At 37.1% G+C, this 21,156-nt stretch carries 21 protein-coding genes and 1 pseudogene; 17 read left to right on the top strand and 5 right to left on the bottom strand.

The genetic code is table 11. The annotated features are described in order from the left end of the window. The first annotated feature begins 154 nt into the window (after positions 1 to 154). Entirely contained in the window at positions 155 to 538 is a 384-nt protein-coding gene (locus tag H3U49_RS02760; RefSeq protein ID WP_198179437.1) for a hypothetical protein, read from the top strand. 170 nt (positions 539 to 708) lie between these two features. Here the strand turns inward: H3U49_RS02760 and H3U49_RS02755 are convergent, their stop codons facing one another. From H3U49_RS02755 to H3U49_RS02740, 4 genes and pseudogenes are all read right to left on the bottom strand, one after another. Then, entirely contained in the window at positions 709 to 1,602 is an 894-nt protein-coding gene (locus H3U49_RS02755) for a hypothetical protein (protein WP_198179435.1), read from the bottom strand. Positions 1,603 to 1,622: 20 nt separating this feature from the next. Beyond that, a pseudogene (locus H3U49_RS02750) lies at positions 1,623 to 2,830 on the bottom strand (ISL3 family transposase). Between the two features lie 618 nt (positions 2,831 to 3,448). Beyond that, positions 3,449 to 4,078 carry a DUF3862 domain-containing protein gene (locus tag H3U49_RS02745; RefSeq protein ID WP_198179433.1) on the bottom strand — a complete coding sequence of 210 codons (630 nt, stop codon included), beginning with the start codon at positions 4,076 to 4,078 and terminating at the stop codon, positions 3,449 to 3,451. Between the two features lie 61 nt (positions 4,079 to 4,139). Then, positions 4,140 to 4,556, bottom strand: a complete 417-nt coding sequence (locus H3U49_RS02740; RefSeq protein ID WP_198179431.1) for a hypothetical protein — start codon at positions 4,554 to 4,556, stop codon at positions 4,140 to 4,142. Between the two features lie 511 nt (positions 4,557 to 5,067). Here H3U49_RS02740 and H3U49_RS02735 point away from each other — a divergent pair. The 3 genes from H3U49_RS02735 to H3U49_RS02725 all read left to right on the top strand — a co-directional run bounded on the left by H3U49_RS02735 (position 5,068) and on the right by H3U49_RS02725 (position 8,718). Continuing rightward, positions 5,068 to 6,831, top strand: a complete 1,764-nt coding sequence (locus tag H3U49_RS02735; protein ID WP_198179429.1) for a BspA family leucine-rich repeat surface protein — start codon at positions 5,068 to 5,070, stop codon at positions 6,829 to 6,831. A 286-nt stretch (positions 6,832 to 7,117) separates the two neighbouring features. Continuing rightward, complete coding sequence (locus H3U49_RS02730; protein WP_198179428.1) at positions 7,118 to 7,600, top strand: ABC transporter ATP-binding protein; 483 nt, start codon at positions 7,118 to 7,120, stop codon at positions 7,598 to 7,600. 56 nt (positions 7,601 to 7,656) lie between these two features. Further along, positions 7,657 to 8,718: an ABC transporter ATP-binding protein gene (locus H3U49_RS02725; protein ID WP_198179427.1), complete on the top strand. Its 1,062-nt coding sequence runs from the start codon at positions 7,657 to 7,659 to the stop codon at positions 8,716 to 8,718. A gap of 63 nt (positions 8,719 to 8,781) precedes the next feature. Here H3U49_RS02725 and H3U49_RS02720 read toward each other — a convergent pair whose 3' ends face one another. Next, positions 8,782 to 10,134 (bottom strand): Mur ligase family protein, encoded by a 1,353-nt coding sequence (locus H3U49_RS02720; protein ID WP_198179426.1) that lies wholly within the window; start codon positions 10,132 to 10,134, stop codon positions 8,782 to 8,784. Between the two features lie 143 nt (positions 10,135 to 10,277). On the opposite strand from H3U49_RS02720, the gene H3U49_RS02715 reads away from it, so the two are divergent. The 13 genes from H3U49_RS02715 to H3U49_RS02655 all read left to right on the top strand — a co-directional run bounded on the left by H3U49_RS02715 (position 10,278) and on the right by H3U49_RS02655 (position 21,129). Beyond that, positions 10,278 to 10,877, top strand: coding sequence for a thymidine kinase (locus H3U49_RS02715; protein ID WP_198179425.1), 600 nt, complete (start codon positions 10,278 to 10,280; stop codon positions 10,875 to 10,877). Positions 10,878 to 10,894: 17 nt separating this feature from the next. Beyond that, on the top strand, positions 10,895 to 11,983 hold the full coding sequence (gene prfA / locus H3U49_RS02710; RefSeq protein WP_046331970.1) for a peptide chain release factor 1: 1,089 nt from the start codon (positions 10,895 to 10,897) through the stop codon (positions 11,981 to 11,983). Next, positions 11,976 to 12,824: a peptide chain release factor N(5)-glutamine methyltransferase gene (gene prmC / locus H3U49_RS02705; protein WP_198179424.1), complete on the top strand. Its 849-nt coding sequence runs from the start codon at positions 11,976 to 11,978 to the stop codon at positions 12,822 to 12,824. Before prfA ends, prmC begins: the two co-directional genes overlap by 8 nt. Next, positions 12,824 to 13,828, top strand: coding sequence for an L-threonylcarbamoyladenylate synthase (locus tag H3U49_RS02700; protein ID WP_198179586.1), 1,005 nt, complete (start codon positions 12,824 to 12,826; stop codon positions 13,826 to 13,828). Before prmC ends, H3U49_RS02700 begins: the two co-directional genes overlap by 1 nt. 84 nt (positions 13,829 to 13,912) lie before the next feature. Further along, positions 13,913 to 14,542, top strand: coding sequence for a uracil phosphoribosyltransferase (gene upp, locus H3U49_RS02695; protein WP_198179422.1), 630 nt, complete (start codon positions 13,913 to 13,915; stop codon positions 14,540 to 14,542). A 117-nt stretch (positions 14,543 to 14,659) separates the two neighbouring features. Further along, the gene (gene atpB / locus H3U49_RS02690; protein ID WP_046331973.1) at positions 14,660 to 15,373 is read left to right on the top strand and encodes a F0F1 ATP synthase subunit A; all 714 of its coding nucleotides are present in this window, start codon (positions 14,660 to 14,662) and stop codon (positions 15,371 to 15,373) included. A gap of 18 nt (positions 15,374 to 15,391) precedes the next feature. Beyond that, positions 15,392 to 15,616: a F0F1 ATP synthase subunit C gene (gene atpE / locus H3U49_RS02685; protein WP_034981200.1), complete on the top strand. Its 225-nt coding sequence runs from the start codon at positions 15,392 to 15,394 to the stop codon at positions 15,614 to 15,616. Between the two features lie 42 nt (positions 15,617 to 15,658). Continuing rightward, on the top strand, positions 15,659 to 16,171 hold the full coding sequence (atpF, locus tag H3U49_RS02680; RefSeq protein ID WP_046331974.1) for a F0F1 ATP synthase subunit B: 513 nt from the start codon (positions 15,659 to 15,661) through the stop codon (positions 16,169 to 16,171). Next, positions 16,171 to 16,719, top strand: a complete 549-nt coding sequence (atpH, locus tag H3U49_RS02675) for an ATP synthase F1 subunit delta (RefSeq protein WP_198179420.1) — start codon at positions 16,171 to 16,173, stop codon at positions 16,717 to 16,719. The genes atpF and atpH overlap by 1 nt, the downstream gene beginning before the upstream one ends. A gap of 14 nt (positions 16,720 to 16,733) precedes the next feature. Next, positions 16,734 to 18,251, top strand: coding sequence for a F0F1 ATP synthase subunit alpha (gene atpA / locus H3U49_RS02670; RefSeq protein ID WP_198179418.1), 1,518 nt, complete (start codon positions 16,734 to 16,736; stop codon positions 18,249 to 18,251). 4 nt (positions 18,252 to 18,255) lie between these two features. After that, on the top strand, positions 18,256 to 19,218 hold the full coding sequence (locus H3U49_RS02665) for a F0F1 ATP synthase subunit gamma (RefSeq protein ID WP_198179416.1): 963 nt from the start codon (positions 18,256 to 18,258) through the stop codon (positions 19,216 to 19,218). 22 nt (positions 19,219 to 19,240) lie between these two features. After that, on the top strand, positions 19,241 to 20,680 hold the full coding sequence (atpD, locus tag H3U49_RS02660) for a F0F1 ATP synthase subunit beta (protein ID WP_046331978.1): 1,440 nt from the start codon (positions 19,241 to 19,243) through the stop codon (positions 20,678 to 20,680). Between the two features lie 11 nt (positions 20,681 to 20,691). Further along, positions 20,692 to 21,129, top strand: coding sequence for a F0F1 ATP synthase subunit epsilon (locus H3U49_RS02655; RefSeq protein WP_046331979.1), 438 nt, complete (start codon positions 20,692 to 20,694; stop codon positions 21,127 to 21,129). Positions 21,130 to 21,156 lie beyond the last annotated feature (27 nt).

Here is a 21,156-nt window from a genome sequence, read left to right as displayed (position 1 = left end):
ATTTTTAAGTGATTTAAAGGGATACCAAGTAAATTGAAAGTTGTTTAAAAAATGCTAAATTAAATAGTAATACTAGTAAAAAAGACTTCATATTTTGGATAGAACTGCAAACTGTAGTTAAAAATAAAGTTTTAATTAAGCGAAAGGACTTAAAATGGAATATAAAGAAGATGTAAGAACTTTTCTTAAACGTGATTTAAGCGTATTTGCTGTTCGATCAGGGCAAAATAAGGTTGATTTAATCAAAGGGACAAAAGATATATTTAAAGGCGTTAAAACTAACAATAGAATTGAGTATGCTAAGAATATTACCACATGTATTATTAAAGCAATTAGGACTTGTTCAGAAAAATCAGGAAGAATCTTAACTGAAGTGTATATACTTGATAAACCTAATCGTGTAGTAATGAGGGATGTTGGTTACAAGCAATCACGATATTACGATTTAAAGCACATAGCAATTGATGAGTTTATGGCGAATTTTGCTAAAACTCAAAAAAGTATGAATCTTAACCCTTCATTTAAGTTAATAAAATAAGCTGCAATACCATTCTGGGCACTACAGCTTTTTATTTAGACAAAAAAGTTCGCTTTTGGGAAAGTGTTCAAGTTTTAATAAAATATTAGGCAATTATTTTAACTAGGGTTTAATTTGAGAAAAGCAGGTAAAATGTTGGCATTTATTCTGTTTCATCACTACACAGTATTTTATTTTTTAAAGAAAAAACATAGACCTATTTTTAGTAGTAATATAATTGATACTATAAACAGTATGTTTAACCAAAAACCCGTATTTTTATAAAATTTTTTATATTGATCTTCTTTAATCGTACTTATCCAATAAAATAATAATATAGTAATACCCCACATAATTAAACCAAATATTGCGGCAAGAATTAGAGTTTGACCTAATGAAGCTGATGTACTACCAATATTTCGGAATAGGCTGCTAAGCAAGTTCATTCCACCAAAAATAGCAAAAGTAATAGCAGTGAAGATGCCTAGAATTGTAATAAAATCTGGGTAAATGTCTTTTTTAATATTGTTTTCTGACTTTATTCTGTTATCTTCGATTTTTCGATCCATGTCATCGAGTCTTTCCTTAACATTAGCCCAATCCCCTTTGTTAGTTATAATACCATAATACCATTTATATGAAGTAACTACGTTTTTATAAAGGTTTTTAATTTCATGATCTGTATAACCTTTTAATTTTTTTAAGTAAGGAGGTAAGTTCTCTTCAATATCATTCTCTAGATCTTGTTTGTGTTTTGGATATAGTTTGTTAAGTGTTTCAAGTGTTTCAAGTGCATCATAGCATTTATTAAATATCTTAATTAATTTTTTATCATTACCAATAGCAACGCTATAAATAAGATTTTTAATATCTAGATCAATGTACTGGAAAGCGATTTTATTATTTTTAAGTTTTTTAGCAAGGTTATCTAAATTAATGTTCTGTTCCGGTGTACATTTTTTACCTGTAAATACAAGATCAACAAATTCCCAGGCTTCCTGTTCAACATCTGTATCTGTATTTTCTTCTTTATCTTGTTTAGCATCTTTTTCAGTATTTTCCTTTGCATTTAGTTTTTTACTCATTTTTCTCACCTCAAAAAGAATTATACATTAATAGATATAATATTTAATGAATTTTCAGAACAATTGTTGACATCTGGTAAAGTAATTAATAAAAGTAGTTTTGCCAATTTATTCCTGGTTAGCAGATTGTAGAAATTGGCGTAGCCAAAAGCTGTGCGCTCAATTTGTTTAATCTTGCGATTGAAGCCTTCTAAGCAGCCGTTAAAATAATTTGATGTTATCCCGTTGATCACTGCTTTTAGATTATGCTTAAAAGTTAACAGTGTTTGATGCATTTGCCAGCCAACATATGAATGACTTCTTTAATTGCCTGCGGATCTTTGGCGGCTAAAGCATCATAAAATGACTGCAGCAGGTTGTAGGCATTAGTGAGCTCCGTGCTGCAGGCGATGCCTTCGCTAACTACCTGCTCTTGCGTCAGGCTGTCTTTATAGTGCCAATTGTAATGCGGATGAATTTTGTCAAGCTCCTGGTACTTCTTAAGATACAGCTTCCACGGTGCTTTAAGAAGTTTGCACTCTCTGCTGGTCTTTTTGAATTTTTTCATGACCTGCACGCGCAGAGAGTTGAGGGAGCGTGTAAGCATTTGTACCATGTGAAAGCGATCAATCATAAGCTCAGCGTTGGGGAAACATGCTCGCACAATGTCCTGATAGTAAAAATTCAGGTCCAGAGAAACTGTTTTGACGCCTTGCAAAGCCACTGGCGTAAACTTTTTGAAGTAGGCAATGATTGCTTTTTTATAGCGTGTACGGAGAATCTACACCACCTCGAGTTTGTCGGCATCAAGACAAATAAAATGCAAGGTGCGGTCAACGCCTTTAAACTCGTCGAAGGCCAGATGCTCCGGCAAATAATCATAGCTGCTACTAAACTGATGCGAGCAAGAGACCAGCACTCTTTGCACGGTATTGACAGAGACATTGTTTTCCCGGGCAATGCTGGTCATTGAGCGTTTATTGCAGGTGCAACACCAGCCTCTCTGCTTAAAAAGTCTAATAATGACTGGCTGACTGGCATTGGCAGCAGGATAGCGGATTTCGGTTTTCAAGCGGCCATTGTGTCGCAGCTCCTGTGAGTCACAAAAGGGACGACTGGGCTTCAATAAGACAGCTTGGTAAACCTTCCACTTATAGCCGTTAACCAAACGGAAGAAATAATCTTCAAAAACAATGTTTTGATCTTTAATATCAAGAGCAAATTTAATATAATTATTAAGAGAGGACATAATTCAAACCTTCTATAAAAAAATATTGGGTGAAGTTAATATTTTATTACACGAAGCAAGAGGTAAAATGTCCTCTTTTTTTATGCAATAAAAAACCCATTAACAGCTTACCACATAGATAAGCCATCAACAGGATAAATTATAGAGCCAAAATCATTTACTGACATTTGTATTCCTTAAAAAATATTTTAGTAAAACAAAAAGCCCCATATCTGTAATAATACAGAATATGAGGCTTTGTTAGTTCGACACCTACTCCTCGGGCCCTTCGAACTTGATCCATATTCGTATTATAGCAAATTTATTTTTATAGTAAATATACAATATTTGGTAGTTTTTCTGCAAAAATCACCAAAAATAGAGAAGATTACACAACATCTTGTATTTTTTCACATAATAGCTATAAATAAAAAAGTTATATATCTTGAAGCATTTTTATTCAAATTTAATATTTGTATAAATTTGCTGTAGGTCAAGAGTCGCTATTGTAATGGACATTTGACATTCCATTTACCCTTATTTCTTAACTTCTTGCTACAGTTCATACAAACCATATGTACTAAGCACCAAAAGCTAGACAACTATTGTAGTTTTATTTTTCTTTTAATAAAAACTGCTTTATTTTAAATTAGTTTCAGTTTTAGACACTAGTTTATCATCGGCAAATGTGAAACTGGCATTTGCTCCTGCACTTTTTGCTTTAATTCCAGTGAAGTAAACCGCGGTTACATTTTTCTTTCCTAAAACGACATTTTCGTTCAATCCATCGGGTTCACCATAAGTTTTGACAAGTGTACTGTAAGAACTGCCTGTTTTTATTGAATTAAATGCTTTAAGCGTTAGCTTAGTGCTGTTGCGGCTCCATTTAAAGCCCGAGACTGTTTTGGTGATAGCCTTTTTATGACTAAATTGAACCATTATTGTAGACCCATATTTACTCCAAGAATATGATTTTACCTTAAAGCCTTTAACCTCAGTTGATGAAATCGAATTTGGCTGACCCAAAATGTTTTTCACATCTTTAAGAGTGCTTCCACCATTACCTTGCTGCATGACGTCACCGACTTGGATTTTGTCAAAAGATTTCCTAAAAGAAGTTTTTTGAGTGTTTGTTTTCTTCGCTTTTTGGCTGCTTTTTGGGTTATTGCTGTCAGACTTATTACCATTGCTATTGTTAGAGCAACCAACTAAGAATAAGGCTGTTAAGCAAATAGTAGCTACTGACAAAATGTTCTTACGTTTTTTCATTACTTCCTCCTATATTTTTCAGGTCTTTAAAAATATTACAAAGCTTTCGAGATTGTAATCATTAATTTACTTTAGATAGATCAGAATAGGTGATGACAAAGGACCCAAGTACCGATTTTACTTTTTTGATTTTTAGAAAAACAGTATCTCCCTTTTTAGCGTTGGGATTTTCTGGACTAACAAAATTAAGATGTTTGCCGGTTTCCATGTTGTAACCGAAGGAACTTTGAGGTTCAAATTTTTTAATTTTGAATTGTACCGTCTTGCCTTTTAAATTTTTACCTTTACTGAGGTCAGCTTCCGCGTCTTTAATATTGGGATAGTCTGCAACTTTTGGCTTCGGTTTCTTTTGCTGGTGAGTGGTTTTAACAGGTTTGTTAGCACTTCCCTTACTAGTTTTATTGCTAGAACAACCTGCAATTGTCAGTGCCGCTAAAATAGTGGTGCCAATTGAAAGGGTTTTCTTAAATTTAGCCATTACTTCCTCCTGAAGCGATATTGCCGTAGGTTTGTTGTCATTGGCGTGGTGGACAGAAATACCTGATAGCAAAAATTATTGACGATTTTTAGATTTATAATTAATTTCTAATCAAGTATACTTTAATTTTATCGTACATTGTTAATACCGTAAATGATATTCACTAATCTTATTTACGGCCAAATTGGAGAAGTTTTAATTCTTAAATTCCAGTTGCTGTAGTATTTTAATCAATATAGAAATGATATGTTTCTAAAAAACTTAACTGATGAATTAGCAAATTATAAATATTAAATAAAAAGTACTACTTTTATAACTACAGTTAATATTTAAGTTTATAGTTGCTATAATTTTTATAGTTTTTAGGGGTATATAATATTGTGAATATCTATATGCTGTTTGGTTAAATGCATAATTAAGCAGATTCAGTGCTTTTTATACTTCTTGTGATATATTTAAAATTGAATATAAAATAATAGTTTTTAAATTATTAAATTAAAGGAATATAAATATGATTACAAGCAAATATAAGAAAATTTTTATCAGTTGCAGTATGGCTTTTGCAGGCTTAAGTATTTTTCTTTATGCTAACAACAATGTTGTCAAAGCTAATGATTCAGCGGAAAAGTCAAACCAAACTCTTGCAAATAAAATGCCGTCAGCGGGCAATAAAAACACATTTGGATCTATTAAAATTGGTTATCAAGAACTGGATAAAAGAGTAGATGATGATTCTCAAAAACAAAAAAATTCTGTACAAACTCAAGATGAATCAACTGTTGTCAAGTCTGGCAAATGGGGTGCTGACGGTCCTGAATGGAGTTATGATCCTTCAAATAACACATTAAAAGTGGGTGCCGGTACAATTAAGGGTACAGACAATGGCGCGGGTGCATTTGCAGACCCAGATATTTTAAAAAACGTAAAGAAGATCCAATTTGACCAGCATTTAAAACTAGTAGGCGACTTTGGCTATTGGTTTCGATTTGTAAAGGATGAGCGTTTAATAAATCTCACAGAGATCAGTGGTCTAAGTAACATTGATACTTCAGAAGTAACTAGCATGAAAGGGATGTTTTATGCCAGTAAAATTAAGTCTCTTGATTTATCAAGCTGGGACACTTCTGCAGTTACTGATATGAGTTACATGTTTACGGATATGTTCATAGATGGTGATGACGGATCATTAAATATTGGTGGTAATTTTGCTTCCAATGCAAAAAATGTCAAAGATATGACTTTTATGTTTAATGGCTGTGCAAATCTTACTAAAATTGATGGAGTCAAAAATCTTAATACCAGTTCTGTAACTTCAATGAAAAATATGTTTCATGGTGATTATAATTTAACTGAACTTGATTTAAGTCATTTCAATACTGAAAAAGTGACTGACATGGCAGATATGCTTAGTTACTTGATTAGCCTCAACTACTTGGATTTGAGTTCGTTTGATACTACCCAAAGTCCCAATATGAAAAATATGCTGGCAAATGATTTGACTCTACCAGTGGGGGCTATTGTGAACGGCAAGGTAGTATACCAATACGCACCAGGTATAACTACTTTAGTTTTAGGCTCAAAAACAAAATTAAGTACCGATGTGGCTTTGGGGCAACCAAATCCTGAAAAAACACCAAATAAAGAAAATTTTATCAACAAATGGCGATTACCCAATAATAATAACGAGCCTCAACTAACTACTGCTGAATTAATTCAAAAAAGTCAAGATGGATCTCTCAAGCCGGGTGCTTATACTTGGAAGAAACTAGTAACACCACCAGATGATACCGACAATAATAATCCTGCTCCTAATCCCGTTCCGGTTGAGCCGACAAATCCAGTGGAGAATAATGATGAAAATAAGGACAAAGACGAAAACAATAATAAGGATTCAAGCAGTGAAAAGACTGTAGTGTTGATGCACAATGCTTATCTTTATGACAATACTGGTAATCGTGCAAACCAAATTGTTTTAAAAATTGGTTCGCAACTAATGACCTGTGGTAAAACGACTATCAGCGGACGGAATTTTTACGTTCTAAATGATAAGGCCAATAGCAACATAAAATATTACATTGCTGCCGGTAATGTTGATCCTGTTGTCCGTAAATTAAAACATAATGCCTACCTTTATAATCAGTATGGTGATCGCAAGAATAAGAAAGTTTTGAAAAAAGGTTCAACTGTAAAAACATATGGTGATCCCGTCAAAATTAAAAATAAAAAATATTACATTGTAGATAAAAATAGATTTGTTAAGAAAGCAAACTTTTAATAAAACCACACTTCTTGAGTCTAACTTCAATATAGTTATTTAAAAAATTTAATTTTCTTATACTAATAAAATGATAAATTTTAATTTGAATTTATCGTTTTTTTGTAACTTTAGCTTTTAAAATCCACAAAACATCCATCAGATCTAACAAATGTTATATGTACCACATCCTTTTTTAAACCACTTACCTGAAAAAATTAACCTCTTACTCACATGTGATAGTCATTTGTTTTTAATCTTGCTATAATTACAAACTAAATAACTTAAGCTAATATGAGGTAAAAGCATGAACAAGAAAGAGGTAAATGTCACACTAAAATGGGTTTTGCAAAATCTTAATCCCTGGATGATAATTTCTTTATTTATCTTTGGTGTTACCAGTTCTTTTGAAGGAGTATTAAATGGTTATATTTTAGGTTATATTCCCAGACTTAACGTCAAAGATGGTCACAGTTTGATCGTATTTGGCATAGCCGCAGTTTTATCATATTTAACCGTTTATGTTTCTCTTTTCTTATTTAGCCTGTTAATGCAAAAAGCAATTCAGACTTTAAATGAAAAGATAAAAGGCATTTATTTTAGGGCAAATTTTGCCAGTTCATTTAACAATCCTAATTTGGATTCATCTGAAGTTTTGAACAACATGACTAGTATTTCCAAACAGATAGAAGAAAAGTATTTTGAGCCGCTTTTATTGCTTTTTCAAAGTTTGATGACAGTCATATCTTCTACAGTTGTAGTATTAATGACTAATCCGGTTTTAGTCTGATTTATTTAATTTTATCGTTCATGTCGCTTCTTCCCAGTTATTTGGGGAAAGAAAAGATGAAAATTAAGACAGACATGTGGAGTCATTCTAATTCCAATTTTTTGGCGATTACGCGTGACTTATTTGCAGGGCGTTTTGAAATTATGAATTTTGGCGTTAAAAAACTATTTATGCAGAAATTTGATCATTCTTTGCACGATGAGGAACAAAGATATTACCAATTGAATGCTTTCCAATGTGTTCTGCAGTTTATTTCCTGGTTATTTGCCATATTAATAACTTTAACTCCGATTTTCATAGGGCTTTGGATGGCCAAAAACAACTTCTTAGGGGTCACAGTAAGTACGATTCTTACCTTGACTCTTACTGCGGATCACGTGGTTGGTGGCTTTCGGCAACTGACTAATTTTGAAACTCAAATTCAAAGTACAGAAGGAATTAGAAAGATTTATTGGACTGAAACAAAAACAGATCAAAAAATTGCTCAGCCAGTCGCTGACCATAAACTGGTTGTTGAAAACCTGTCGGTTAAACGTGGTGACCGAGAAATTTTTAAAAACCTGTCTTTAAGCCTAAATGAAAACGACAAAATGATTATTACTGGACCCTCGGGTGTTGGCAAATCGACTTTGCTAAATGCAATAGCAGGATACATTCCAATTGAAATGGGTGATGTGAAATTTGGCGGACACAAATTGAAATATTCAGATTTTGTGTTTATTTCACAGAATATTTGGTTATTTGCAGGAACGATTCGGGAAAATCTTTCTCTTTTGCAAAATTTCACAGACGAAGAATTAGTTGCTTCTCTGAAAAAGGTAGGTTTATACAAAGAGCTAGGTAGCAAAGCACTGGATTTTGAAATTAAGGAACAAGGCAAAAACCTTTCAGGTGGGCAAGCGCAGAGACTGGCTGTTGCCAGAGGACTGCTGCGTCATAAGAAGATCTTTTTACTAGATGAAATTACCTCTAGCCTGGATCATCAAAATGCTGATGAAGTACACCGCTTAATTTACCAACTGCCTTCAATTGTTATTAAAGTGGCTCACAACTTTAACGAAAAAATAGCGCAAGAAAACAACGTCAAGATCTTTAACTTAGCACAAAATACAAAATAAAAATAACCCGCAAAATGTTTCATTGCACACTTTGCGGGTTTTCAATTTATATTACTGTTACTTTTACATCCCAGCCTTAATCATCTTTTTCTCAGCCATAGTCTTGCGTAAAGAGAGCATAGCAGTATAGGTAGACAAAATGTAAACCTTTTTCGTTGGTAAATTAGCAATATTGGCAATTACTTCCTCATTGTCGGTGCAGGTAACCATTTTGCCCGGGTCAAAACCGGCAACTTCCAGACGAAAGCCCATGTCGTGCCAGCGCTCTCCACCAACCAGAATTTTTTTAATTTGTTTATGGTTGAGGTCTTCAAACTGACCATCCCAAATCCAGGAAGTGTCGATGCCGTCAGCGTGGTTGGCATTAAGCAATGCTACTAAAGAATAATCATCTTTTTCAGTGTTAAGCATGTGCAGCACTTCATCTAGACCAACCGGATTTTTAACTAAGATCAGGTCAATCTCTTTTCCTTCATATTTAATTAATTCTTGTCTGCCAAAAATCCGCTTGTTTTTTGCAAAAGCCTGAGCAATTTCTTCTTCGCTCAGGTCAAAATAGCGTGCCACAGAATAGGCAGCTAGAGCATTATAAATATTGTAAGTTCCGCCAATGTTAATGCTGTAGTCTTTTTTGCCCATTTGAAATTTGAGTTTATTTGGTGACTGCTCAATAATTTTGTTAACAGAATAGGTTAATTCGGGTCTGTGATGGTTGCAGTTAGGACAGAAAAAGTCTCCCAAATTGGCATAAATACGTTCATGATAATGTAAGATATGATCACACTTAGGGCATAAGATGCCATCCGTATTGACAGGGGCCTTGCTGTCATTTTGCGGTTCATCACTAGGCAGTTTAAAGCCATAAAAAATTTTAGGATTGGGTAAGTCGACTGAAGAAAAGATACTGGCATCACCGTTGGCAATAATAGTAGCTTTAGGTGCTAATTTAATGCCTTCAACAATTTTATCGTAGGTAGTGTATATTTCACCATAGCGATCCATTTGGTCGCGAAAAATATTGGTTAAAACAAAAACGCTGGGATGAAGCAGTTCTGTCACCATTTTGACATTTGCTTCGTCAACTTCTAACACTGCAATTGGTCTTGAAGATTTTTTCTTTTTGTGTGCTAAAAAGGCTGTCACAATTCCTTGTTGCATGTTGGAACCCGATGGATTGGTCAAAACATCGCCATATTTTTCCCGCAGTGCAGCAACGATCAAAGCTGTAGTCATGGTCTTGCCATTTGTACCTGTAACAATAACGGTTTCATAGCCATCAGCCAGTGTTTTTAAAATTTCAGGATCCAGGTCCATTGCCAACTTGCCGGGAAAACTAGTACCGCCCTTTAAAACATTATGTAAAAACCAGTAACTTGATTTACCCGCGCTTTTTGCTATTACAGACTTAAAACTCATTTTCTTCCCTCGCTTTAAAATCATTATCAACTATAGCATAGCCACAAACTGAAAACGAGTTTTTAACCATTTAACTACACATATTTAATTTTTACATTATACTAGATTAGTTAGGTGAATTTAAATGAAATAAAGGAGCAAAAATGGCACAATTATTTTTTGAGTATGGCACGATGAGCAGTGGCAAAACTTTAGAGATACTAAAGGATGCTCATAACTATGAAGCTCAAGGTCGTAAAATTGCTTTGTTAACCAGTGGAATTGATGATCGCAGCGGAGTTGGAACTGTGGCCTCAAGAATTGGACTTCACAGAGATGCAGTTCCAATTGACCATGATTTTGATATTTTTGCTTATATAAAAAAGTTGAATGAGCAGGAAAAAGTACGTGGAGATGGCGCGATTGCCTGCGTGTTTGTTGATGAAGCTCAGTTTTTAGAGCGTCATCATGTGGTGGAATGCGCACAAATAGTGGACGATTTGGGTATTCCGGTAATGACATTTGGCTTAAAAAACGACTTTCAAAATAATTTATTTGAAGGAACCAAGAATTTATTGATTTTTGCTGATAAAATAAAAGAGATCAAAACGATTTGCCACTACTGCGGTAGAAAGGCTACAATGAATCAGCGGATACACAATGGTAAACCGGTTTATGAAGGCGAACAGGTTCAAATTGGCGGGGATGAAAGTTATTACCCGGTTTGTCGGTTTCATTATTTTCACCCGGAGCAAGAAAGATAGGAAGGAATTAGAACAACATGGATAAGATTATGGCACAGCTTGAAAGTCTTGTTGCTCATTATGATGAATTACAGGAAATGATGGCTGACCCAGAAGTTATCAATGATACTAAAAGGTACATGGAGGTTTCTAAAGAAGAAGCAGATTTGCGAGATGTAGTTGAAAAATACCGCAAATATAAGGCTGATAAAAAAGAAATTTCTGATAACAAGGATATTATTGCTAATGAAAATGATTCTGATCTGGTAGAAATGGCCAAAGAAGAAAATAATGATTTAGAGCAGGATATTGCTAAACTGGAAGATGAAATCAAGATTTTAATGCTGCCAAAGGATCCTAATGATGATAAAGATATCATTATGGAAATTAGGGGAGCAGCTGGTGGAGATGAAGCTTCCTTATTTGCTGGCGATTTGCTCAGAATGTATGAAAAATATGCAGAAAGACAAAACTGGCAGGTTTCTATTGTCGACAGTGAGCCAACCGAAGTTGGCGGTTATAAACGGGTTGCCATTATGATTACTGGCAACAAGGTTTATTCTAAGCTTAAATATGAAAACGGCGCTCACCGTGTGCAAAGAGTTCCTGTGACCGAATCTCAAGGTCGTGTTCATACTTCAACGGCAACTGTTGCCGTAATGCCTGAATATGAGCAGGTTGACCTTGATTTAGATCCCAAAGATATTAGAGTTGATGTCTATCGTTCCAGTGGTGCCGGCGGTCAGCATATTAACAAAACATCGAGTGCTGTGCGTATGACGCACTTGCCGACAGGAATCGTTGTCGCAATGCAGGATCAACGTAGTCAGCAGCAAAACCGGGAAAAAGCGATGCAAATTTTAAAATCTCGTGTCTATGATTATTATGAAAGTCAAAATCGGGACAAGTATGATGCTAAACGCAAAAATGCTGTCGGGACTGGTGACAGGTCAGAGCGCATCAGAACTTATAACTACCCGCAAAACCGTGTGACTGATCATCGTATCGGCTTGACGCTTAATAAACTTGATAGGGTAATGAACGGTGAACTTGACGAAATAATTGATGCTTTGATTTTGTATAACCAAACTAAGCAACTAGAGGAGCTGGCTGAACAAAATGTCTAAGATTGACACTTTAAAAAGTCTGAGAATTTGGGCTGCGGAAACGGCACCAGAAGAAAGGCCGGAAGACATCGCTTTTTTGCTGGCTGAAAGATTGCAGCTGAGTCCCAGTGAGTTCCAGTTAAAACAAGATATGGAACTAACACCACAGCAGGTTAAACAGGCACAAAATGATGTGCGCAAGCTGGCTAAAGGAATATCACCTCAGTATATTTTGGGTTATTCCTGGTTTTTTGGCTACAAGATTTTAGTAAAACGCGGCGTTTTAATACCCCGCTTTGAAACAGAAGAATTGGTTGAATGGGCTCTCGAGAATCTAGCTAATGATGACAAAGTGCTTGATTTAGGTACCGGTTCTGGATGCATTACTGTAGCTCTAGCTAAAGAAGCTGCCAAAAAGCAAATTACGAATCTTGATTTATACGCTTCCGATGTCACCGATGCTGCCTTAAGAACAAGCGAAGAAAACTTTTTAATTCATAAAGTCGATGTCACTGTCCGTAAAGCCAATATCTTAATCGGACTGGAAAAATTCGATAAAATTATTTCTAATCCTCCCTATATTAAGGAAACAGAAAAAGACGTGATGGACCAAAATGTTCTGCAAAATGAACCAAAAGAAGCGCTTTTTGGTGGTAAAAACGGCATTGAATTTTATCAAAAATTTGTTAAACAGGTGCGCGATCATTTAATTAGTGGCGGAGAATTTTTCCTGGAGTTTGGCTTTAGCGAAAAAGACCAGCTGGCTGAATTATTTGCTGAGGAACTGCCTGATTTTACTATTGAATTTAAAAAAGATTTAGCCGGGAAACCGCGTATGGTTAAGGGAAAGTGGCATAAATGATGGAAACCAAAATTTTTTCACAAGATCAAATAGATGATGCAGTAAAATTGCTTGCTGAAGGGGAGTTAGTTGCTTTTCCCACTGAAACCGTTTATGGCTTAGGTGCGATTGCTACAAATGAGCAAGCCGTTAAAAATGTATACGCAGCTAAAGGTCGTCCTAGTGACAATCCCTTAATTGTGACAGTCTCTGATGCTCAAATGATGTCTAAATATGCCAAAGAAGTTCCAGAACGTGCTCAAAAATTAATCAAAAAATTTTGGCCTGGTCCGCTAACTCTCTTGCTTTATGTTAAACCGGATAGTTTACCTAAAGCTGTAACAGGTGGCCTTGACACCGTTGCTTTTCGTTGCCCCAATGATAAGCTGACTCATGAATTGATCAGTAAATTAGGCTATCCAATTGTCGGGCCTTCCGCAAATACATCAACTAAGCCCAGTCCAACTACTGCCCAGCATGTTTATCATGACTTAAAAGGTAAAATTGCCGGGATTATTGATGGCGGACCTACAGAAGTGGGGTTGGAATCAACAATTATTGACCTCTCTGTTCCCACGCCAGTCGTTTTACGTCCTGGTGCAATCACACCAGAGGAGTTGAGTAATGCCTTGGGTGAAAAAGTTTTAATTAACAGTGGCAAAGTTTCTGATAAGGATGTGCCCAAAGCTCCGGGGATGAAATATCGTCATTATGCTCCTAGCGCTCCTGTAGTCGTTGTAGATGATCCGCAGGACTTTGCAAATATAGAATTAACTAGTGCGACTGGCGTAATGGCTTTAGCTGATGTGCTTAACAAAATCAAGTTGCCAGCAGTTAATAAATTTAATCTAGGCAAAAATTTAGCAGATGCCGATCATAACCTATTTGGGGGCTTGCGTTACTTCGACGATAAGCCGGAGATTAAACAAATTTTTGTGCAGGGATTTAACGGCAGCGAAGACACCCTAGCCTACATGAACCGGCTAAATAAAGCAGCTGCGGGTCATCATTATCAGACAAAATAAAAATTTACTAGCAAAGGACTTTAAACCCTTTGTTTTTTTTATTAAAATACTCGTAAACGTAATTATGTTTATAGGAGGAAAAAGATGGGCAAATTTACGGTTTTGAATCATCCGTTAATTCAACACAAGTTAACAATTATTAGGCGTAAGGAGACGAGTTCCAACGAGTTTCGGCGGATAGTCGGTGAAATCGGGGGACTGATGACTTATGAAATTACCAGAGATTTGCCGCTAAAAGATGTTGAAATTGAAACACCGATTGGCAAGACCACTCAAAAAGAGATTGCCGGCAAAAAATTGACGATTGTGCCAATTTTACGTGCCGGTATTGGTATGCTTAATGGTGTTATGGAAATGATTCCGTCAGCTAAGGTGGGAGTAATTGGCATGTACCGGGATGAAGAAACCCTTACGCCACATGAGTATTTCTGTAAAATGCCAAAAGATGTGGCCGAACGTGAATGTTTGGTCGTAGATCCAATGCTTGCTACTGGTGGTTCTGCTAATATGGCGATTGGTGCGCTTAAAAAGCGCGGCGTCAAAGTTATTAAGCTGGCTGTACTGGTAGCTGCTCCTGAAGGCGTTAAAGCTATTCAAGAAGAAAATCCAGACGTTGATATTTATGCTGCTGCAGAAGATGAAAAATTGCTGCCAAACGGCTATATTACACCAGGTTTGGGGGATGCCGGCGACAGGCTATTTGGTACTAAATAACTGTTTTTAGGTAAAATAGTCGCAAAATTCGCTTACATTTTTCACAAAATTATTGAATGGTGTTAATATTGTATGAGTGTTCGATAATTTGGACACGAGAAGGGAGGTCACGAAGAATTGGAGCAATCATTTGTTTTTAAATTTCTGGGTTTAACATTTGATCTGTCTGGGATCATAGGCTCGACGTTAATGGCTGCTGTAGTATTGTTTGTCTGCATCTGGCTATCACGCAAAGTTGAGATGAAACCGAATAAAAAGCAAAATATCATGGAATATTTGATAGACTTCACTGATGGTATTGTTAAAGACAATGTCAGTGATGTGGATGCTAGAAAGCACCTTTCCTTGTATGCTTTTGTTCTATTCATCTATATTTGGTTTATGAACCAGTTAGGCCTCTTCTTAGAGGTTAAAGCAGGAGATAATATCTTTGTTAAATCTCCTACTGCGGACCCAGTGACGACAATGTCATTTGCAATGATGACCTTGCTTCTTTCATTTACATTTGGAATGCAAAAATTCGGTACTGGTGGCTATTGGCGCAATTATGCCGAACCTGTTAGTTTCCTGTTTCCCATTAATATGATTGAAGAGGTCACTAACTTCTTGACATTATCTTTGCGTTTATATGGTAATATCTATGCAGGTGAAGTGTTGTTAACTTTAATAGGTAACAGCTTTGCTCCTAGCTTTGGTGTTGTCACTTTGGTTTTAGCAGCACCGCTTGCTATGATTTGGCAAGGATTCTCTGTCTTCATTGGCTCTATCCAGGCATATGTTTTCGTAACCTTATCCATGGTTTATGTTGGAAAAAAGGTTACAAAAGAATAATTTATTGGAGGTTTAAATATGTCACAAGCTTTTAAATATATCTCAGCAGCTATCGTAGCTGGTATCGCTGCTTTAGCAGCTTCTTGGGGTAATGGTAAAGTTATCACTAAGACAGTTGAGAGCATGGCCCGTCAACCAGAAAGCGCTGGTAACTTGAGATCAACAATGTTTATCGGTGTTGGTTTGATTGAAGCCGTTCCTATTTTGGCGATTGTTGTTGCTTTCCTGATTCTCTTCGTTTAATTTTATTTAAAATAATTTAGGTAAAAGAGAGAAGGGCAGTAAATGACATTTCAAATTTTATTTGCGGCCTCAGCAGGTCATATTTACCTAGGAAATACCCTCTGGTATTTAATTGTTTTCGCAATTTTGCTTCTTTTGGTTAAGCATTATGCTTGGGGCCCTGTCTCCGACATGATGGAAAAAAGACGCCAAAAGGTAATCAGTGATCTTGATTCGGCTGCAGACAATCGCAAAAAGGCCGAGGTTTTGGCTAATGAGCGTGAAGCTGCCTTGAAGAACTCAAGACAAGAAGCAACGCAAATTCTTACTGATGCAAAGGCGAATGCTGAAAAAACCAGTACGCAGATTGTGGCAGAAGCAAATGATAACGCGGCTTCAATTCATGAAAAGGCAAAGGTTGCTGCTGCTCAGGCAAAAGCTGATGCTTTAGATGAAGCCCGTGCACAAGTAGCAGATATTTCTGTAACGATTGCGGAAAAAGTAATTTCTAAGAATTTATCTGCTGATGACCAAAAAGATTTGGTTGATCAGTTTATTAAGGGGCTGAATAAATAATGGCCTTAAGTACAGAAGAGATTGCTGCACGCTATGGTACTGCACTATTTGATTATGCAGAAGATATGGGTGCCTTGGAGACCGTTCATGCAGATTTGCAAGAACTGGCACAAGCTATCTCAGATTATCCGCAGATTTTGAAAGCTTTTAGCGACCCGATTTTTAACAGTGCTGAAAAAGTAAAATCGCTTTCTGCGATTGAGCAAGGTCTGACCAAAGAAGTTCAAAATTTTTTGAATTTATTGCTGGACTATGATCATTTTTTGGAATTGCCGGAAATAATAAAATGTTTTAATGACTTATATAACCAAAGTCAAAAGATCGAAACTGGTGTTGCTGTTTCGGCAGTGCCACTTGATCAAGAGCAATTACAAAAATTAGGTGCTGGTTATGCCCAAAAATATAATTTGCAAAAAGTCATTCTCACTAATGTGGTTGACCAAAGCATTATTGGCGGCGTAATTTTAAAAGTTGGCGATTGCGTAATCGATGGGTCAGTCAAAAACAAACTGAAAAAGATTCGTGCGCAGTTAATTAATAAAAATTAAAAGAGGTGAAACCATTGAGCATAAAAGCAGAAGAGATTAGCTCTCTAATCAAGCAGCAGCTTGAACACTATGATGATAAGCTCGACATTAATGAAGTTGGAGTTGTTACATACATAGGTGATGGTATCGCCCGGGCTCACGGATTGAACAATGTTTTGGCCAACGAGCTATTGGAATTTGACAATGGTTCTTATGGCATTGCACAAAACCTGGAATCAAATGATGTTGGTATCATTATTTTGGGCAATTTTGATGATATTCGTGAAGGTGACCAAGTCAAAAGAACCGGTGAAATTATGCGTGTGCCGGTTGGAGACGCACTAATTGGTCGCGTTGTGAACCCACTAGGTCAGCCGGTTGATGGACTTGGCGAAATAAAAACGTCAAAGACTCGTCCAATCGAGGCTTCGGCACCGGGTGTTATGGAACGCCAGTCAGTTAATCAGCCGCTGCAAACAGGTATCAAAGCCATTGATGCTTTGGTGCCAATCGGTCGCGGTCAACGTGAGTTAATTATTGGTGACCGTAAGACTGGTAAAACAAGTTTGGCAATTGATACAATTTTGAGTCAAAAAGGACAAGACGTTATTTGTATTTATGTCTTTATTGGTCAAAAGGAATCAACTGTCAGATCACAAGTAGAAACATTAAAACGCTTTGGCGCAATGGATTATACAATTGTTGTCGAAGCTGGACCAAGTGAGCCGGCACCGATGCTGTATATAGCACCATATGCCGGAACAGCTATGGGCGAAGAATTCATGTACAATGGCAAGGATGTTTTGGTGGTCTTTGATGACCTGTCCAAACAAGCCGTTGCATACCGTGAACTTTCTTTGCTTCTCCGTCGTCCGCCTGGTCGTGAAGCCTATCCTGGTGATGTCTTTTATTTGCACTCTCGTTTACTAGAACGTAGTGCCAAGTTGAGTGATAAACTGGGTGGCGGCTCAATGACTGCTATTCCATTTATCCAAACTGAAGCGGGAGATATTTCAGCATATATTCCAACTAACGTCATTTCAATTACTGACGGCCAAATTTTCCTGCAAAGTGATTTGTTCTTTGCGGGTACCCGTCCAGCGATTGATGCTGGTAACTCAGTTTCTCGTGTTGGTGGTAGTGCTCAAATTAAGGCTATGAAGAAAGTTGCTGGTACGCTTCGTACTGACCTGGCAGCTTACCATGAACTGGAAAGTTTTGCTCAATTCGGCAGCGATTTGGATCAGGCAACTCAAGCCAAACTGAATCGTGGACGAAGAGTTGTTGAAGTTTTGAAACAGCCTTTGCATACGCCAATTCCGGTTGAAAAACAAGTTGTCATTCTTTATGCTTTGACTCACGGTTATCTTGATTCTGTTCCAGTTGATGATATTGCCAAGTTTGAAAAAGAGTTATACGACAACTTCGATACTAATCACGCAGATTTACTAGAACATATTCGTAAGACTGGTGACCTGCCAGATGAAAAGAAATTACAAGAAGCAATTTCTAAATTTGCGGATAGTTTTTCACCAAGTAATAATAGGAGGTAATTATATGCCTGCATCTTTACTTGCGTTGAAGAAAAAAATAGCTTCAGTTAAGCAAACTGGTAAAATTACCGAGGCCATGAGAATGGTTTCGGCTTCAAAGTTAAACCAAACTGAGAAGCGGGACAAAGGCTACACAATCTATAATGATCATGTGCGGCAAACTTTATCACGCTTGATGAGTGCTGAGGTAGTTAATCACTTGCGTAAAGCGCATGTGGCAATTGATGAAGACAGCATTGGCAAAATTGACTATGAAAATGTCTTTGGTTTAGGGATTGTTTCCGATATGGTCCAGGCACGCAAAAAGATCAACTCTACCGGTTATTTGGTTATTACCGGTGACCGTGGTCTAGTCGGATCTTATAACAGTGCTGTCATTAAAAACATGATGGGTCTGTTTGAGGATTCAAAAACTGAACATAAAGATATTAAAGTCTTAGCTGTTGGGTCAGTAGGTGCTGACTTTTTCAAGAAAAACAATCTCAATGTTGTCTATGAAAATGACAGTATCTCTGATGTACCTACATTTGATGAAGTTTTGCCTATTGTTTCAACTGCGATCAAAATGTATTTGAACGGAGTTTATGATGAGCTGTATGTTTGTTATACCCACCACATTAACTCGTTATCATCTGCATTTCGGGTTGAAAAAATGTTGCCGATCGTTGACATTGATATTGGTGTCAAAGAAGCTGAAGCTCATAAAGACTTAGAATACGATATCGAACCTGATGTTAATGCCGTTTTAACAACACTAATTCCTCAATATGCCCGCTCTACCATTTACGGTGCTATTCTGGATGCTAAAACTGCAGAGCATGCCAGTTCAATGACTGCAATGCAGAGTGCTACGGACAACGTTGATGATTTGGTTTCGAGTTTAACTACTAAATTAAACCGTGCAAGACAAGCAGAAATCACTACTGAAATTACCGAAATTGTCAGTGGTGCTAATGCTTTGAAATAATTAAGAAAAGGAGGTAGATGTTTTGAGTGAAGGTGAAGTTGTTCAAGTAATCGGCCCAGTTGTCGATGTCAAATTCCCGCTTGACAAAAATCTGCCTGATATTGACAATGCTTTGCGCGTCGTTAAGTCGGACGATGAATCTGTTGTTCTGGAAGTTACATTGGAACTTGGCGACGGTATATTAAGAACAATTGCCATGGAATCTACCAATGGCCTTAGACGGGGCATGAAAGTTGAAGACACAGGTGGCCCTATTTCAGTACCTGTTGGTAATGATACTTTGGGTCGCGTCTTCAATGTATTAGGGGAACCTATTGATAATGGCCCTAAATTTGACAAAGATCATGCTCGTGACAGTATTCATAAGAATGCTCCTAAATATGATGAACTAACTACAAGTCAAGAAATTCTTGAAACTGGTATTAAAGTTATTGATTTGCTTGAACCTTATGTTCGCGGCGGCAAAGTTGGATTGTTCGGTGGTGCCGGTGTCGGTAAGACCACGATCATTCAGGAACTGATTCACAACATTGCCCAAGAACATGGTGGTATTTCAGTCTTTACCGGAGTCGGTGAAAGAACTCGTGAAGGTAATGACCTTTACTTTGAAATGAAAGCATCTGGTGTTTTAAGCAAAACAGCCATGGTCTTTGGTCAGATGAATGAGCCGCCTGGTGCCAGAATGCGTGTAGCGCTGACTGGTTTGACTTTGGCTGAATACTTCAGAGACGTTGAAGGCCAAGACGTGTTGCTCTTTATTGATAACATTTTCCGGTTTACTCAGGCTGGTTCCGAAGTTTCCGCTCTGTTAGGACGTATGCCTAGTGCCGTTGGTTATCAGCCAACTTTAGCTACTGAAATGGGGCAGTTGCAGGAAAGAATTACTTCAACTAAGAAGGGTTCTATTACTTCGATTCAGGCGGTTTATGTGCCGGCCGATGACTATACTGACCCGGCTCCAGCTACTACTTTTGCTCACCTTGACGCTACTACCAACTTGGAACGTAGCTTAGTTGAGCAAGGTATATACCCAGCCGTTGACCCCTTGCAATCGACTTCCAGTGCCTTGGACCCAGAAATTGTCGGTCAAGAACATTATGAAGTGGCAACAGGCGTACAGCATATTTTGCAGCGTTACCACGAATTGCAAGATATCATTTCCGTTTTGGGAATGGATGAGTTGTCTGACGAGGAAAAGGTCATTGTTAGCCGTGCTCGTAAGGTACAGTTTTTCTTATCACAAAACTTCTTTGTGGCAGAGCAATTTACTGGTGTGCCTGGTTCTTATGTTCCCATTAAGGAAACAATTAAAGGCTTTAAGATGATTTTGGATGGTCACTTAGATGATCTTCCTGAAGATGCATTCCGTAGTGTAGGCCGAATTGAAGATGTTTTAAAGAAGGCTGAGCAAATGGGTGTAACTCCTAGTGATCCAGAAGCTAAAGCATTATTAGAAAAGTAAGGTGATGTCAAATGGCAGATCCAGAAAAACTTTTTATGGTAAATGTTGTAACTCCAGATGGCCTGATTTTTTCTCATCACTCCAGTATTGTGGAAATGCGGGCCATTGATGGTCAACGTTCAGTGATGTATAATCACTTGCCGATTTTGACTCCACTGGCGATAGGTGAGATTAAAGTCAAAAGAAGCCGCGAAATGAATAATGTTGTCAATCACATTGCTGTTAGCGGTGGCTACTTTGAATTTTCCAATAACGTAGCTACAATAATTGCTGACAGTGCTGAACGAGCTGGCAATATTGATGTATCTCGGGCTAAGGCAGCTAGAGAACGTGCACAAAATGCACTGAAAAAGGCTCAAGCTGCTCATGACCAGCGATCACTTGAGAGGGCACAGGTTGCACTCAGAAGAGCCATCAATCGAATAAGTGTTTACAATTCAGACAATTAGAATTAAAGTTTTAAGCGGATGCACTGC

This window comes from Lactobacillus sp. W8174 (assembly GCF_016100975.1).
Taxonomy (GTDB): Bacteria; Bacillota; Bacilli; order Lactobacillales; family Lactobacillaceae; genus Lactobacillus; species Lactobacillus juensis.
This window is presented reverse-complemented; position numbering and strand designations above follow the sequence as displayed.

Bases quoted from the DNA above. Each gene is read 5' to 3' on its own strand.
- H3U49_RS02735 (WP_198179429.1), top strand. From the start codon at position 5,068: ATGATTACAAGCAAATATAAGAAAATTTTTATCAGTTGCAGTATGGCT.
- atpH (WP_198179420.1), top strand. From the start codon at position 16,171: ATGGCCTTAAGTACAGAAGAGATTGCTGCACGCTATGGTACTGCACTA.
- H3U49_RS02655 (WP_046331979.1), top strand. From the start codon at position 20,692: ATGGCAGATCCAGAAAAACTTTTTATGGTAAATGTTGTAACTCCAGAT.
- prfA (WP_046331970.1), top strand. From the start codon at position 10,895: ATGGATAAGATTATGGCACAGCTTGAAAGTCTTGTTGCTCATTATGAT.
- H3U49_RS02725 (WP_198179427.1), top strand. From the start codon at position 7,657: ATGAAAATTAAGACAGACATGTGGAGTCATTCTAATTCCAATTTTTTG.
- H3U49_RS02755 (WP_198179435.1), bottom strand. From the start codon at position 1,602: ATGAGTAAAAAACTAAATGCAAAGGAAAATACTGAAAAAGATGCTAAA.
- atpE (WP_034981200.1), top strand. From the start codon at position 15,392: ATGTCACAAGCTTTTAAATATATCTCAGCAGCTATCGTAGCTGGTATC.
- upp (WP_198179422.1), top strand. From the start codon at position 13,913: ATGGGCAAATTTACGGTTTTGAATCATCCGTTAATTCAACACAAGTTA.
- H3U49_RS02720 (WP_198179426.1), bottom strand. From the start codon at position 10,134: ATGAGTTTTAAGTCTGTAATAGCAAAAAGCGCGGGTAAATCAAGTTAC.
- H3U49_RS02745 (WP_198179433.1), bottom strand. From the start codon at position 4,078: ATGAAAAAACGTAAGAACATTTTGTCAGTAGCTACTATTTGCTTAACA.
- H3U49_RS02740 (WP_198179431.1), bottom strand. From the start codon at position 4,556: ATGGCTAAATTTAAGAAAACCCTTTCAATTGGCACCACTATTTTAGCG.
- H3U49_RS02760 (WP_198179437.1), top strand. From the start codon at position 155: ATGGAATATAAAGAAGATGTAAGAACTTTTCTTAAACGTGATTTAAGC.
- prmC (WP_198179424.1), top strand. From the start codon at position 11,976: ATGTCTAAGATTGACACTTTAAAAAGTCTGAGAATTTGGGCTGCGGAA.
- atpF (WP_046331974.1), top strand. From the start codon at position 15,659: ATGACATTTCAAATTTTATTTGCGGCCTCAGCAGGTCATATTTACCTA.
- H3U49_RS02700 (WP_198179586.1), top strand. From the start codon at position 12,824: ATGGAAACCAAAATTTTTTCACAAGATCAAATAGATGATGCAGTAAAA.
- H3U49_RS02730 (WP_198179428.1), top strand. From the start codon at position 7,118: ATGAACAAGAAAGAGGTAAATGTCACACTAAAATGGGTTTTGCAAAAT.
- H3U49_RS02715 (WP_198179425.1), top strand. From the start codon at position 10,278: ATGGCACAATTATTTTTTGAGTATGGCACGATGAGCAGTGGCAAAACT.
- H3U49_RS02665 (WP_198179416.1), top strand. From the start codon at position 18,256: ATGCCTGCATCTTTACTTGCGTTGAAGAAAAAAATAGCTTCAGTTAAG.